General features: G+C 44.9%; 10 protein-coding genes. 7 read left to right on the top strand and 3 right to left on the bottom strand.

Going from position 1 to position 13,884, the window contains the following annotated elements; translation table 11 throughout:
* Positions 1 to 108 precede the first annotated feature (108 nt).
* Together RH949_RS21960 and RH949_RS21965 are read left to right on the top strand one after the other, a co-directional pair.
* Positions 109 to 2,799, top strand: coding sequence for an nSTAND1 domain-containing NTPase (locus RH949_RS21960; protein WP_446356125.1), 2,691 nt, complete (start codon positions 109 to 111; stop codon positions 2,797 to 2,799).
* Positions 2,800 to 3,035: 236 nt separating this feature from the next.
* Positions 3,036 to 4,004 carry a hypothetical protein gene (locus RH949_RS21965; protein WP_446356127.1) on the top strand — a complete coding sequence of 323 codons (969 nt, stop codon included), beginning with the start codon at positions 3,036 to 3,038 and terminating at the stop codon, positions 4,002 to 4,004.
* Between the two features lie 372 nt (positions 4,005 to 4,376).
* On the opposite strand, the gene RH949_RS21970 is transcribed toward RH949_RS21965, so the two are convergent.
* Positions 4,377 to 5,072: a Uma2 family endonuclease gene (locus tag RH949_RS21970; RefSeq protein ID WP_006101547.1), complete on the bottom strand. Its 696-nt coding sequence runs from the start codon at positions 5,070 to 5,072 to the stop codon at positions 4,377 to 4,379.
* 246 nt (positions 5,073 to 5,318) lie between these two features.
* Here RH949_RS21970 and RH949_RS21975 point away from each other — a divergent pair, with 246 nt between their 5' ends.
* Both RH949_RS21975 and rbsK read left to right on the top strand, forming a co-directional pair.
* The gene (locus tag RH949_RS21975; protein WP_006101339.1) at positions 5,319 to 5,543 is read left to right on the top strand and encodes a hypothetical protein; all 225 of its coding nucleotides are present in this window, start codon (positions 5,319 to 5,321) and stop codon (positions 5,541 to 5,543) included.
* 85 nt (positions 5,544 to 5,628) lie between these two features.
* Complete coding sequence (rbsK, locus tag RH949_RS21980; RefSeq protein WP_446356129.1) at positions 5,629 to 6,582, top strand: ribokinase; 954 nt, start codon at positions 5,629 to 5,631, stop codon at positions 6,580 to 6,582.
* Between the two features lie 18 nt (positions 6,583 to 6,600).
* Here the strand turns inward: rbsK and RH949_RS21985 are convergent, their stop codons facing one another.
* Entirely contained in the window at positions 6,601 to 6,876 is a 276-nt protein-coding gene (locus tag RH949_RS21985) for a MoaD/ThiS family protein (protein ID WP_044207393.1), read from the bottom strand.
* A gap of 287 nt (positions 6,877 to 7,163) precedes the next feature.
* On the bottom strand, positions 7,164 to 8,477 hold the full coding sequence (gene thrC, locus RH949_RS21990) for a threonine synthase (RefSeq protein WP_446356131.1): 1,314 nt from the start codon (positions 8,475 to 8,477) through the stop codon (positions 7,164 to 7,166).
* Between the two features lie 257 nt (positions 8,478 to 8,734).
* Here thrC and RH949_RS21995 point away from each other — a divergent pair, with 257 nt between their 5' ends.
* The 3 genes from RH949_RS21995 to RH949_RS22005 all read left to right on the top strand — a co-directional run bounded on the left by RH949_RS21995 (position 8,735) and on the right by RH949_RS22005 (position 13,532).
* Positions 8,735 to 12,382, top strand: coding sequence for a WD40 domain-containing protein (locus RH949_RS21995; RefSeq protein ID WP_446356133.1), 3,648 nt, complete (start codon positions 8,735 to 8,737; stop codon positions 12,380 to 12,382).
* A 205-nt stretch (positions 12,383 to 12,587) separates the two neighbouring features.
* Positions 12,588 to 13,097 (top strand): diguanylate cyclase, encoded by a 510-nt coding sequence (locus tag RH949_RS22000; RefSeq protein WP_052307551.1) that lies wholly within the window; start codon positions 12,588 to 12,590, stop codon positions 13,095 to 13,097.
* A 123-nt stretch (positions 13,098 to 13,220) separates the two neighbouring features.
* Complete coding sequence (locus tag RH949_RS22005) at positions 13,221 to 13,532, top strand: hypothetical protein (RefSeq protein ID WP_006103933.1); 312 nt, start codon at positions 13,221 to 13,223, stop codon at positions 13,530 to 13,532.
* The last annotated feature ends 352 nt before the right edge of the window (positions 13,533 to 13,884 follow it).

A 13,884-nucleotide genomic window follows, 5' to 3' on the forward strand; every position in this document is an offset into this window, starting at 1 on the left:
ACATCACCGACTCCAACCCCCTCGGCGTCCCTCTGCGTAAACCTCGGCGTCCCTCTGCGTTAAAAAAATATAATTTCCACTCTAACAAACTTACTATAAATTGTGATCATGAACACCCCAGATACCCTAGCCGAAATTGCCGCCTGTAACGATCAGGCATTAAACACCCTAACCCGATCGCTTACCCATTCCCAGGGACGATTTTCCTTAATTCTGGCGCGGTGTAACTATACCTGTTTGCGATCGCAGATTCTCCACCTGCTACACCAACGCTTTTCCCTCAACCTAATTGAGTTACCCCTAGACTCATCGGCGCAGACGATATATACCGCGATTCACAATCAATTAGGGAATCAAAAACCTGATGCTATATTAGTCACCGGGTTAGAATCAGTAACAAATCTCGATAACTTACTCATCGCCACAAATCGAGTACGGGACTTATTTCGTCAGTTTCCCTTTCCTGTCGTCTTTTGGGTAACCAATCAGGTATGCAAACGGCTGATCAAAGTCGCCATGGATCTCTACAATTGGTCGAGTCCCAAGCTAGAATTTGTCCTACCTGAACCTGCACTAATGGCATTAGTTGAAGAGACAGCGAAGCAAGCCTTGGCAGATGAGGAAAACTTAACGTTAGATGATACCGAATTACAAGCCATTCAGCAATCATACTCCGATCAAGGAAGGGAATTGCCCACTAAGTTTTATGCCATTTTATCCTTAAGTTTGGGAATCATTAAAACCCGAAACAATCACATCGATGAAGCGATTCCTCACTATCAGCAAAGTTTAACCCTTTGGCAACAGCATCAGTCCGCCGAACAGATAGGAATTACGTCACTGCATCTAGCTTGGGCGTATTCGCTGAAAGGGGAGCAATATCAAGCAAAAATTCGGGACTATGTGCAGCAAACTTGGCAGCATTTGCATCAGGAACACTGCACTGATTCCTTGATTCATCATAGTTGTAAACTAGGAGATTTACTGCGACAGGTTGGTGACTGGGAAAAATTACAACAATTAGCGGAAAAAGCATTAACTTGGCATCAGCAGCAGGGGGATGTCCAGAAAATTGCCCAAGATTATGGGTTTTTAGCCGATGTTGCTTTAAATCAACGTCAATGGCGGGATGCTCAAAAGTTCGCGCAGCAAGGGATTAAGGCTTGGCAACAGGTATCAGAGTTTGAGATAAAACGGTTAGGATTGTGTTATTTTATTCTGGCACAATCGCAGCAGCAGTTGGGTCAAGAAAAGGACGCGATCGCGACATTGGCAACAGCAAGAGAGATTAGTTTAAATGCCACCATTCCCTTACATCAGTATGACCCGAAACTTTACGTTAACATCCTACAAAACTTACGTACCCTGAAATTTGAGCAAGGGGATTATTTAGACGCCTTTCATTTAAAGTTAGAACAACGGCAAATTGAGACCCAATATGGCTTACGGGCATTTATTGGGGCGGGACGACTGCACCCGCCGCGACAGGTTATTCCGCCCGGTATTCGGGGAAGACAGGGGTTATCCTTATCCCAAATCGTCGCTTCCTCTGGACGCCAGAAGGATGTCGAGGAACTGTTAGAACGAATTCGACGACGCGATCGCAAATTGACGGTAATTTATGGGTCATCTGGGGTAGGAAAGAGTTCGATTTTGCAGGCGGGATTAGTTCCAATTCTGCAACAGACTTATTTTGAAGGACGGGATATTGTCCCTGTTTTGCTACAAGTTTATAAGGATTGGGTAGGGGAGTTAGATCAGGGTTTAGTGGAAGCTTTGAAGAAGGTTAATCGTTCTTCTATTTCTGCTAAGGATTCCCTGGATAGTCAATCTGATCCCCCCCCCGCCCCCCTTAAAAAGGGGGGAGCTAAGAGAAACTCGGATGTTAATTTAATTAGTGATAATAACGTTAACATTACGAATCATAAGGATAGCAAAGAAAATTCCGACTCCCACCTTCCCTTGCAGGGAAGGGGGGCTGAGGGGGTTAGGTCAACCCTATCAAAAATTCTCAAACAATTGCGTCAAAATGAACACAGCCAATTGTTAACCGTGCTGATTTTTGACCAATTTGAGGAATTTTTCTTTGATCACAAAGATTCAACCAGCCGACGAGAGTTTTATGAGTTTTTGCGCGAATGTGTAAAGATTAGCTATGTCAAAGTTATTTTATCCCTGCGGGAAGACTATATTTATTACCTATTAGAGTTAAACCGAACAACCCCGTTAACTAATATTGACAAAAATCACGAGCATATTCTCTATTACTTGGGTAATTTTTCAGCAGCAGACGCCAAATCTATCATCCAGAGTTTAACCGCGCGATCGCCTGTACCTTTTGAGCCAGATTTAGTTGACCAATTGGTGCAGGATTTAGCTCAGGATTTGGGAGAGGTGCGTCCGATTGAGTTGCAGATTGTTGGCTATCAACTGGAAACGGAGAAGATTACTACGCGGGAGGACTATCAAAAATATGAGTCTAAAGAGGAATTAGTTGAGGCGTTTTTAGCCGATGTTGTTCAAGATTGTGGATCTGGAAATGAGCAGATTGCCAAACTTGTCTTGTACTTGCTAACTGATGAGAATAACACTCGCCCCCTAAAAACTCGTGCGGATTTGGAATTGGAGTTAGAGGTAAAGAGTGAAACGTTAGATTTAGTTTTAGAAGTGTTAGTCGAATCAGGGATAGTTTTGAGAGTTCCAGCTATTCCAGATGACCGCTATCAACTGGTTCACGATTATCTCGTATTATTTGTTCGTCATCAACAAGTAGGTGAAACAGTGCCCTTGCTGGATTAATCAACTGACTCAGACCATTCAAAACACCCAGCCAGTCTAGATGTGAATAATTATGTCGATTATGGAAGTTTTATTAAGAAAGTCGCATAACATACGCTGATAGGGCTAGTATACAGAGCAAGGTTCTGATAAAAACCTAATTTGGGAAATTATCAAGATTTGAATCTGTAAGGAAGATTATGTTATGAGCAACAGCTTAAAGTCTTTACTTTAAAGGAAATGGGGATCAAACTATCTTGATTGAAGGTAGCAATGCTAACATGATCCTCGGACAGAATGAGGAAGATGGAGATATCTTTGTTAGAGACGGAGATGGTAACACAACCATTCAGATAAGTGGATCGACTGGAGATATTTCAGCAAGTGATGTCAACCTTCGGGATGATGAATTTGCACGCATCAATATGAGAGCAACTTCTCCAGATAATGATGTGAGAATGTTTATTGATGCTCGGGGTGATGGCACAAATCGTGGTCAACTAGGTACCTTCTCAGATCATGAGCTTCACATAGTTACAAATAACGCTACAAGAATGGTAGTAAGTGAAAATGGCAATGTTGGAATTGGAGTAACCGATCCTCAAAGTCAGTTAGAAGTTAATGGTCAAGTTCAAGCGAATGGAATTCTATTTTCTGATGGAAGTGTGCAAACAACAGCGACATTGGTAGGTCCAAGGGGACCGCGAGGTGAAGATGGCGACATTCTTCTGTTTCCAAGCTCAGCCACTAACAATCATACGGTGGATCAAGCCACTATCCATCTAGATGCTAATGCTGGAGAAATTACGTTCAGTAATGCTGACTGTGCAGAGGAATTTACAATTGCCGAAGCCATTGATGCAATCCCTGGCAGTGTTATGGTACTCAACGACGACGGTTTACTACAACCCAGCAACAGAGCCTATGACAAGCGTGTGGTTGGGATTATTTCAGGTGCTGGAAAGTATAAACCTGGGTTGCTTTTAGACAAGCAAGATAGAGAAAGTAATCGTAGCCCCATTGCCATAATGGGCAAGGTCTATTGCATGGCTACCGCTGATGTCGCTCCAATAAATGTTGGAGACTTACTTACAACGTCTCACATCTCCGGACATGCGATGAAGGTCACAGATGAGCATAAAGCATTCGGTGCTGTTGTTGGTAAAGCCCTAGCTCCTTTCACAGACGGTACTGGTCTTATTCCTGTATTGGTTGCATTACAGTAGTAGCGTTGAGCTGCCTGATACTGCGTTGGTGCGGACGGGACGAAGGTTGTCGGTGAGTATCAAAAGCTACTGGTCGCCGCTCAACTGGGATGTTGAGCCGACAAATCCCACCTAGCAAATACGGCATAGATTTACAACCCTTAAAATCCACGAAAAACATAAAACCCAAGGGAGATGAACCTTGGGCTTATGAGTCATTTGGAGTAGGCGATCGCTTGAAATTGGGACATTTCTCTAGAGCAAATAACAGTTAGAAAAGAGATTTGTGAGTGATGGCGACTTGCATTTTTTCCAGTAACTCCGAAAGAGGAAGTGCCCTAAAATCCCCAGGCGCGATCGCACACTCAGGGTTTGCTGCTCAACTAACAGACTTCATTCAAGATTGGGCGATCGCTCCACCAATTCCTGCACAAAGGCTTGATGGATTGGGTCAGCAATCCCAGCTTGCAGCCCATTCAGCACCTCCATCATTCTGCCCTCTAATAAAGCTGGCACGTTCAGCCACAATCCGGGAAACACGCTACTGCGAATCATGCCATCGGCATCTGGTTCAATTAAGACAAATTCCTCTGCTTGCAACCGAAACCAACTGAGGCGGTTCTCAAAGGTTGACCACACCAAATATTCCTGTACCCCATTGCGTCGATAGGCATTGCGCTTGACTCCTAAATCAATTGCCGCACTGCTTGTGGCAATTTCCGCCACTAATTCTGGTGTCCCTTCGATATAGCCATCCTCGCTAATCGTTGAGTTACCGCCAACTTCAATTCGCAGCAGGGCATCCGGTTGCGGTTCATTGTCCATATCTAGCCGGGTTGTAGCGTTATCCGATCCGCTAACACCCGGAGTTGCTGTGCAATACACCCCCAGCCAGGTAATTAAATTAAAATGAGGATTACCGTGAAAAACTCTAACTGGGGATGCCACGTAAACCACTCCTTCAATCAGTTCCGCTTTAAATTTTTCTGGGGTCGCCTCATAGCGGCGCTCAAACTCAGCACGAGTCAATCGATCGCCACTTTCCAGGGGTGGAATTGGGATGGAACGAGCAGGCTGCTGCAACACCATAATCAAAAATCAAAGTTTAGAGGATGAAGGAGATGGTTGGTATCCATTTTACAGCACTTTTTAACACGGTGTGGTACAGTAACAGCCATGAGCGAACCAATTTATTTATGTATAGCGCTTCGCGCTGGTCTATTTACACGCCTGCGAGATGTATCCTTGATCAGGATTTTATAGAGCATTTGTACTACACCCCCAGGAGAGCAAACTGCTTTCTTGAGTAATTAAGAGGCAGTATGATAAAAAAATGTGACGAAACAAGCTTGTTTCACCCCTGTCTTGCCTCTTATAGGCAAGTTTTGGACAGTAGGTTCAGTTATGCGATCGCGTCAAATCGTTGTACCGCCAAGTCCAAATCACAGAGGCAGTTGGCAGTGGTTGCTCCAGTTGTGCGATCGCATTGTGCCAGCCTTAGCTAAACCCACGCTGGCGGGAAGTATTTCTAGGACAGTCGATCAAAAAGTTTTCGGTTGACATAGCCTGATAAATTTCAGCTTAAAGGCTTTGTCTGCCAAGCTTTTGAGTTGCTTTTCACCCCTTCCGTAAAACAATTTTTCCGATGAACTCTATCCTGGTTTTCGGTAGCATCAATATCGATTTAGTCACCAAAACTCCCCGCTTACCTGTCGCGGGTGAAACGGTGAACGGATCGGAATTTTTTACCGCTTCTGGGGGGAAAGGGGCAAATCAGGCTGTCGCCGCCGCCAGACTGGGAATGATGACTCACTTGGTTGGGCGCTTGGGAGATGATGCATTTGCCCATCAACTGCTGGCAAGTTTACAAGCCGCAGGGGTGCAAACCGATCAAATTTTGCGGGATACTTCGGTGAGTTCCGGTGTGGCTGTAATTTTGGTTGATGAAGCGGGTGAAAATCAGATTGTGATTACAGCAGGTGCCAATGGACAACTAAATCAAACCGATGTGGCACGTCTTAAACCCCTCTTACCCACAGCCACCGCGCTACTGATGCAGTTAGAAATTCCCCTGATTACCGTTGTTGAAGCGGCTAGAACTGCCCATGATGCAGGGGTTCCGGTCATTCTTGATCCGGCACCAGCCCAGGATATTCCTCTGGAACTGTACAGCCTGGTTGATATTATCACTCCCAATCAGATAGAAGCCAGTCAGTTGGTGGGTTTTGCTGTGGATAGTCTGGAAACAGCCCAGAAAGCCGCGCCTATCCTTCAGCAACGAGGTGTGAAGACTGTAATTCTGACATTGGGGAACCAAGGTGTTTACTGTAGCACTCCATCTGAACGCTTTTTTGTACCAGCCTTTCCGGTTCAGGTGGTTGATACAACAGCGGCGGGTGATGCGTTTAATGGCGCATTAGCGGTGGCGTTGGCAGAGGGATTATCGATACAACAAGCCGTTGTTTGGGGTGCAGCAGCCGGGGCAATTTCGGTTACTCAAGCCGGGGCGCAGCCTTCGCTACCGAATCGCGAAGTATTGGAACGGTTTTTCATCGACGTAGAGACGCGCCATGGCGCGTCTCTACACAAACATTCGTAGCGTTTTTTCTAGTTCAGATTAACCACCAGCCACAGCAGGGACAATGCTGACTTCATCGCCATCGCTGAGTTGGGTATTTGTGCCATCGAGAAAGCGAATATCTTCGCTATTGACGTAGAAGTTTAAAAAGCGGCGAGGCTTCCCTTGATCATCACACAAGCGCCCTTTAATTCCAGGACAATTAATTTCGAGGGAGTCCAAAAGTTCAGCGACATTGCCAGCGCTGCATTCAATCATTGCTTTATTGTCAGTGAATTTCTGGAGGGTGGTAGGAATTAAAACTTTTACAGCCATAGATTTGGAATCAGTGATTAATGGGTAGATGTTCGAGATGTTTCCAAGTAGAGATATAGGGAAACAACTTAAGGTGATAAGCAATACTGCTCAGCTTTTGGGCTGTGTACTCGCACTTTTTGCCTCCCTTCTTCTACCCAAGCCGGGTTAACTACCCCCTTCATGAGTAGAGACAAGGCAACAGGCTTTCATTGGCTAAGGGATAAAGGGGTTCCTGTCGTCGGATTTGGTATTACTCCCCTCTCCCAAGCTTGGGAGAGGGGCTGGGGGTGAGGGTTGTCAACGTATTAAACCAAAACTTGTTGCCATTCTAAACGGTCAAGGGTATGCGCCCGTTCTAATGCTCGCTCAAAACTGTCTAATTTGGGTTCAATGGTTAGGGGTTCACCAATATATCCTTGTACCGCTTCTTGGGTTTTGAGTCCATTCCCGGTGATATAGGCAACAGTGGTTTCATCCGGGTTAATTTTTCCAGCTTCTACTAATTTCTTGAGGACGGCAATTGTTGTACCGCCAGCGGTTTCGGTAAAGATACCTTCGGTTTCCGCCAGCAGTTTCATGCCTTCGACGATTTCGGCGTCGGTGACGGATTCAATATTACCGTTGGTTTTCTGGGCGATCTCTAGGGCGTAAATGCCATCAGCAGGATTTCCGATCGCGATCGATTTAGCAATTGTACTCGGTTTTACCGGAGTGACGAAATCCCGTCCTTCCCGGAAGGCTTGAGCAATGGGAGAACAACCTTCGGCTTGTGCGCCACTGAAGCGCACCGCTTTATCTGCCACTAAACCAGTTTTGATGAACTCTTGGAAGCCTTTATAAATTTTGGTGAACAGAGAACCGGAAGCCAAGGGCGACACAATATGATCCGGTAGTTGCCAACCCAGTTGTTCAGCGACTTCAAAGCCCAGAGTTTTTGAGCCTTCTGAATAATAAGGACGCAAGTTAATGTTTACAAATCCCCAACCATGGGTATTGGCAACCTCACAACAGAGGCGGTTGACCTGATCATAGTTGCCTTCTACTGCCATTACGGTGGGGTTGTAGATTAATGTACCTAAAACTTTCCCCGCTTCTAAGTCAGCCGGAATAAATACACAACAGTCGAGTCCGGCGTGTGCCGCGATCGCAGCGGTAGAATTGGCTAAGTTCCCTGTACTGGCACAAGATACGGTAGAAAATCCTAATTCTCTAGCTCTAGTGAGGGCTACAGATACCACCCGATCCTTGAAACTCAAGGTGGGCATATTTACTGCATCATTTTTAATATAAAGATTTTTTAGACCCAGGCGGCGGGCGAGACGATGGGATTTGACTAGAGGTGTCATCCCTGTCCCCACATCAATAGGATTATCGGTAGCTACGGGTAGGAAGGAACGATAGCGCCAAATTGAATTCGGACCTGACTGAATCGTCTCACGGGTGACGTGGCGGCGCAGGGCGTCGTAGTCATACGTGACTTCCAACGGACCAAAGCAGAACTCGCAAACGTGGATGGGTTGGAGTTCATATTCAGCACCACACTCTTTACAGGTGAGGTTTTTGAATGTAGCAGAGGTGCTGGATGTATTAGATGTATGGGGGATGGTTGCCTGGGTCATGATCTGGTCTCTCTCTAGAACGTTTTGCTGATAGTAACACAGCCCAAAACCACCGTCAAATATACCCGACTTTTTTTGTCGGGATTAACTTTGTGGAGGAGTCAGGGAAGATGAGGGAGATGGGGGAGATGGGGGAGCTGGGGGAGCTGGGGAAGCTGGGGAAGCTGGGGAAGCTGGGGGACAAAAGTTCTATAGCCCATTACCCTATTGCATAAGACACACCGAGCGTGTTACCCCTGATGAATGACAAATGACAAATGACGAACACTTCCCTTTATCAAGTCGGTGGGAGTCTACACAAAGATGCTCCCACCTATGTTCAACGAAAAGCCGATCGCGAACTGTATCATGCTCTAAAACAGGGTGAGTTTTGCTATGTTCTCAACTGTCGGCAAATGGGAAAATCGTCTCTATTAGTTCAAACCCATCATCGCTTGCAAGAAGAAGGATTCCAATGTGCCACGCTTGATATGACCATGATAGGTTCGGAAACGATTACGCCTGATCAGTGGTATAAGGGATTAGTTCTGGATTTAACTCGCAAATTTAAACTGTTTAAAACGGTTAATCTAAAAAAATGGTGGCAGGAGCAAGAAGATATTTCGTTGCCTCAACGATTTAATAAATTTATCAGCGAAATCCTTTTAACTCATTTCCCTACCAAAAACATTATTATATTCATCGATGAAATTGATAGTATTTTAAGCTTGAATTTTCCTATTGATGACTTTTTTGCCCTAATTCGATTTTGTTATAATCAACGTAGTCTAGAATCGGACTACAATCGCCTCACCTTTGCCATCTTTGGTGTCGCCACACCCAGCGATTTAATTGCCGACAAAAAGCGCACGCCATTTAATATTGGCAAAGCCATAGAACTGCACGGCTTTCAACTGGACGAAGCCCAACCCTTAACCCAAGGATTCAGCCAACAATTTGCTAAACCTGAAGCCATTATTAAAGAAATATTAGCCTGGACAGGAGGGCAACCTTTTTTAACCCAAAAGCTATGTCAACTGGTGCTAGACGTGGCGCAAAATACAGTGAGAGATGATCTAAAAATCCCACCTGGTACTGAAGCCTTTTGGGTTGAATCCGTGGTACGCGATCGCATCATTCGCCATTGGGAATCTCAGGATGAACCAGAACACCTACGTACTGTCCGCGATCGCCTGTTGAGAAACGAAGCACGGGCGGGTAGATTACTGGGTATTTATCAACAAATTTTACAGGGTATTGATATCGCTACCGATGATAGCCGCGAACAAACAGAATTACTTTTATCGGGCTTAGTTCTAAAAGAAAAAGGACAATTAAACCTAAAAAATAGAATTTATCCCGCCATTTTTAATCAGCAATGGGTTGAAGCCCAATTTACCCATCTGCGCCCTTACTCTCAAGCCTTAGCTGCTTGGGTTGCCTCCCATTTTCAGGATTCATCACGACTCTTGCGCGGACAAGCATTAAAAGATGCCCAAGACTGGTCTCAGGGCAAAAGCTTGAGTGACTTAGATTATCAATTCTTAGCCGCTAGTCAAACCTGCGATCGCAATGAAGTTCAACAACAGATAGAAGCCGCACGCATCAAGGAAGTGGAAGCCCGACTAGCCGCTGAACGTCAGATAGCGAAAAAGCAACGATTACTGTTGATAACTGTTGCGGCGATGTTAATTATAGTCAGTGGATTAGCCGGGGCAATTCTAGTGCAAAACCGCAGGTTAGCGATTAATGAGATTGAAGCAATTACTACGTCTTCAGAATCACTATTTGCCCTCGATCAACGATTAGAGGCATTAATCGCCGCCCTGCGAGCCAAACAGAAAGTACAGGCATTAGGTCGAGTGGACACCCAGACCAAAAAATCGGTTGACAAATTGCTACGAAAGGCAGTGTATGGTGTCAGAGAGCATAATCGCCTCTCTGGTCATCACCAGCAAGTCCATGATGTAGAATTTAGTCCTGATGGTTCAATGATTGCTTCAGCAGGTGACGATAAAACGATTAAGCTTTGGCAATATGATGGAACGTTATTAACCTCGATTAAAGCACACAGCGATACAATAAAAAGCGTAGCGTTTAGCCCAGATAGTCAACTCATTGCTTCGGCAAGTAAGGATAAAACCGTAAAACTCTGGCGGCGCGATGGCACGTTAATTACCACACTGAATGGACATGAAAATCAAGTCAACAGTGTCACCTTTAGTCCTGATGGTCTCACGTTAGTGTCTGGTAGTGATGATCAAACAATAAGACTTTGGAGAATTAATCGAACTTGCATTAGTCCGTCCCTACAGACGATAAATAGTCAACAATTAAAAATCAACAATCCCCAAGAATGCTTTATTTCTAGGATTATCAAAGAACATAACGCAGAAGTTCGCGGTGTCGCCTTTAGTCCAGATGGTCAATACTTTGCCTCTGCCAGTTGGGATAACACTGTTAAAATTTGGACAAATAATGGTATGTTGCTAAAAACTCTCAAAGGTCATGAGAGTGGGGTAAATTATGTACAATTTAGTCCCAATGGTCAAGTTGTGGCTTCAAGTTCGACAGATGGAACAGTCAAACTATGGCAGACTGATGGGATATTACTGAGAACACTAGAAGGACATACGGATGGAGTTTTTGGTTTAGCATTTAGTCCCGATAGTCAAACCCTTGCTTCTGCGAGTTGGGATCAAACCGTTAGATTGTGGCAAATAGATGGCACCGAACTCGCTGTTTTGAAAGGGCATCAAAATGGACTCTGGGCGGTGGCATTTAGCCCGGATGGTCAAATGTTGGCGTCTGCGAGTTTGGATAGTACCATTAAACTTTGGACGCCGAAAAAAACCTTGTTAACCTTTCTCCAAGGACATCAAGATGCAGTTTGGGGTGTTGATTTTAGTCCAGATAGTCAAACTCTGGTTTCTGGGAGTTGGGATGATGCGATAAAACTCTGGCGACGTGATGGTCAGGTGTTGAAGTCTTTTGAGGGGCATGATGAAGCCGTATTTGATGTTGCTGTTGCTCCCCCAGTGAAGGCTAATTTTCCCTCTGAAAATGGCAGGGTGAACAAGAAAGAAAAGAATCAAGGCAAGAGTAAAAGTATTGAATTACTGCCAACCCCTGAGCTAATCATTGCCTCAGCGAGTGGAGATAAAACGATAAAACTTTGGCAGAGTGATGGGACTTTATTGAAAACTTTACGGAAACATAGCAGTGGTGTTTACACTGTCACATTTAGCCCAGAGGGTCAGTTACTTGCCTCTGGAAGTGGTGATCAAACTGTCAAACTTTGGACAGGAGAGGGTCAATTACTCAAAACCTTAACCGGACATACTGGAATAGTTTTTGACGTGGTATTTAGCCCAGATGGTCAGTTGATTGCTTCTGGAGGTGAAGATAAAACGATTAAACTTTGGACAAGGGATGGTACATTGTTGAACACTTTAACCGGACATGATGATAGTATTCGTGCCTTAGCCTTTAGTCCTGATAGTCAACGCCTTGCGTCTGCGAGTTGGGACAATACGATTAAACTTTGGACAAGGGATGGTACATTACTAGCCACCCTAGATGGGCATCGCGATCGCGTCAACGGTATTGCATTTAGTCCCGATGGGCGATTTCTGGCGTCTGCGAGTTTGGATAAGACGGTTAAGCTGTGGCGTAATGATGGTACACTCCTAGTCACCTTAGAAGCTCATGGCGATCGCGTCTATGATGTGACCTTTAGTCCCGATGGTCGCACCCTTGCCTCTGCTAGTGTAGACAAAACGATCATTTTGTGGGATTTAGAGCGTACCATTGACCTGAATCAGATTTGGGCGTTTGGTTGCGATTGGGTTGAGGACTATCTGCGAACAAATGTTAACGTGAAGGAACAGGACAAAAAAGTTTGTGACAATGTTCGCCATCCTTAACAGGAATCGCACGTTCCTGGTATGCTGGTGGGTTGATCAGTGGGTTTCGACTTCGCTCAACCCATCGCTCAACCCACCGCTCAACTTACCCTACAGTATATTAAGGGTTTTGGCGATCCCAAACTTATCCTTATCGCTATATATTTTTATCAATACAGTGTGGTCATTCAGAACAAAAAATTGATACTTTTATCACTTCTACAATATGGATACTTTGACAAAGTTGGCGAATCGCCGTTATTTTGACCAACACCTTCACCAAGAATGGCATCATTTACATATAGAACAATCCCCCCTATCCTTAATTTTATGTGACATTGATTGTTTCCAAACCTACAATAAAATTTATGGCACAGCAGCGGGGGATGAGTGCTTACAACGCATTGCTGATTGCCTACGTCGCTGTGTCAAACGGACAACGGATGTCGTGGCGCGTTATGGGGGAGAAGAATTTGCCATTCTTTTACCTCATACGAATGCCATGGGAGCTTTTCAAGTAGCAGAAAAGATGCGAGAGAAAATCAAATCCCAAGGCATTGAATTTAAACCGCCTGACCCGTTCAATTTACCCGCGCCTGTTGTCACCGTTAGCTTTGGCGTTGCCTGTCTGGTTGACCCCCATACTGACATTGATACCTTGATTATGGCGGCAAATCAAGCCCTTTATCTATCGAAACAGCAAGGACGCGATCGCGTTACCCTGAGTTCAGTATAAGAAGGACGAATGACATAAAATGTAAACAAATATTGCGACTATTTTTAAAATATGTTGAGAAATGCGCCAAACCTCAAATACGGTCTTATCCTTGGAACTTAAAGAAATGTGTCGAGGTTGATGATGGAACAATTTAACAAATATCGCTTGATCTGCACCCTGAGTTTTGGCGATATCTATGGACAAATCATTGCGTGGTTAATCGTCATTTTCATAAGTCTTGCCTCTGCACTGGCGCTGTGGAGTGCCGATCGCCAAATTTATGCGTTGGCAACGGTGGGATTAGTGTTGGTCTTGTCTTTGCCCTTTTTACTTTTTGCCTTTGTGACCACATTGCTCAATCATATTGAAATATTAGCAATGGATGAGCAGGAAACAACGGCGGATAATCGCAGCAGTCGCGGTGCATCCCAACCGGCTCAGGCAACGAGCTAGTACCAGAAGGCTCTAAGTCAGACTAACTTTTCACGGGATGTGGTGTCTCTGTAGGGGCGGGTTTCACCACTATCTTTTCGGTTGCAACCGGATGTAACTAAACCCGCCCCGACTTTCGGTAGGGAATTTTAGCTTAACGCCGGAAGCCTCACGCCATATTTGTACTCAAATTGGCGTGAGATGGATAGGCGGTTAATCGATGGGGTTCAATACCCCTGAGATTGACAACCTGCGTATCAACTCACGAATAACATCGGATTGAGTTCTTTCCGTTACTTGACAAAACTTGGCGAGGTGTTCATATTCTCTATTTGATACTCGTGTTGTTACCTGTTTCATAGTTGTCAATGTG

Origin of the sequence: Coleofasciculus sp. A1-SPW-01, from assembly GCF_040217205.1 — a bacterium.
GTDB classification, from domain to species: Bacteria; Cyanobacteriota; Cyanobacteriia; order Cyanobacteriales; family Coleofasciculaceae; genus Coleofasciculus; species Coleofasciculus chthonoplastes_A.

What these genes read in the sequence shown, in the direction of transcription:
- RH949_RS22005 (WP_006103933.1), top strand. Translation starts at nt 13,221, where the DNA reads ATGGAACAATTTAACAAATATCGCTTGATCTGCACCCTGAGTTTTGGC.
- RH949_RS21970 (WP_006101547.1), bottom strand. Translation starts at nt 5,072, where the DNA reads ATGGTGTTGCAGCAGCCTGCTCGTTCCATCCCAATTCCACCCCTGGAA.
- RH949_RS22000 (WP_052307551.1), top strand. Translation starts at nt 12,588, where the DNA reads ATGGATACTTTGACAAAGTTGGCGAATCGCCGTTATTTTGACCAACAC.
- RH949_RS21985 (WP_044207393.1), bottom strand. Translation starts at nt 6,876, where the DNA reads ATGGCTGTAAAAGTTTTAATTCCTACCACCCTCCAGAAATTCACTGAC.
- thrC (WP_446356131.1), bottom strand. Translation starts at nt 8,477, where the DNA reads ATGACCCAGGCAACCATCCCCCATACATCTAATACATCCAGCACCTCT.
- RH949_RS21960 (WP_446356125.1), top strand. Translation starts at nt 109, where the DNA reads ATGAACACCCCAGATACCCTAGCCGAAATTGCCGCCTGTAACGATCAG.
- RH949_RS21995 (WP_446356133.1), top strand. Translation starts at nt 8,735, where the DNA reads ATGACGAACACTTCCCTTTATCAAGTCGGTGGGAGTCTACACAAAGAT.
- rbsK (WP_446356129.1), top strand. Translation starts at nt 5,629, where the DNA reads ATGAACTCTATCCTGGTTTTCGGTAGCATCAATATCGATTTAGTCACC.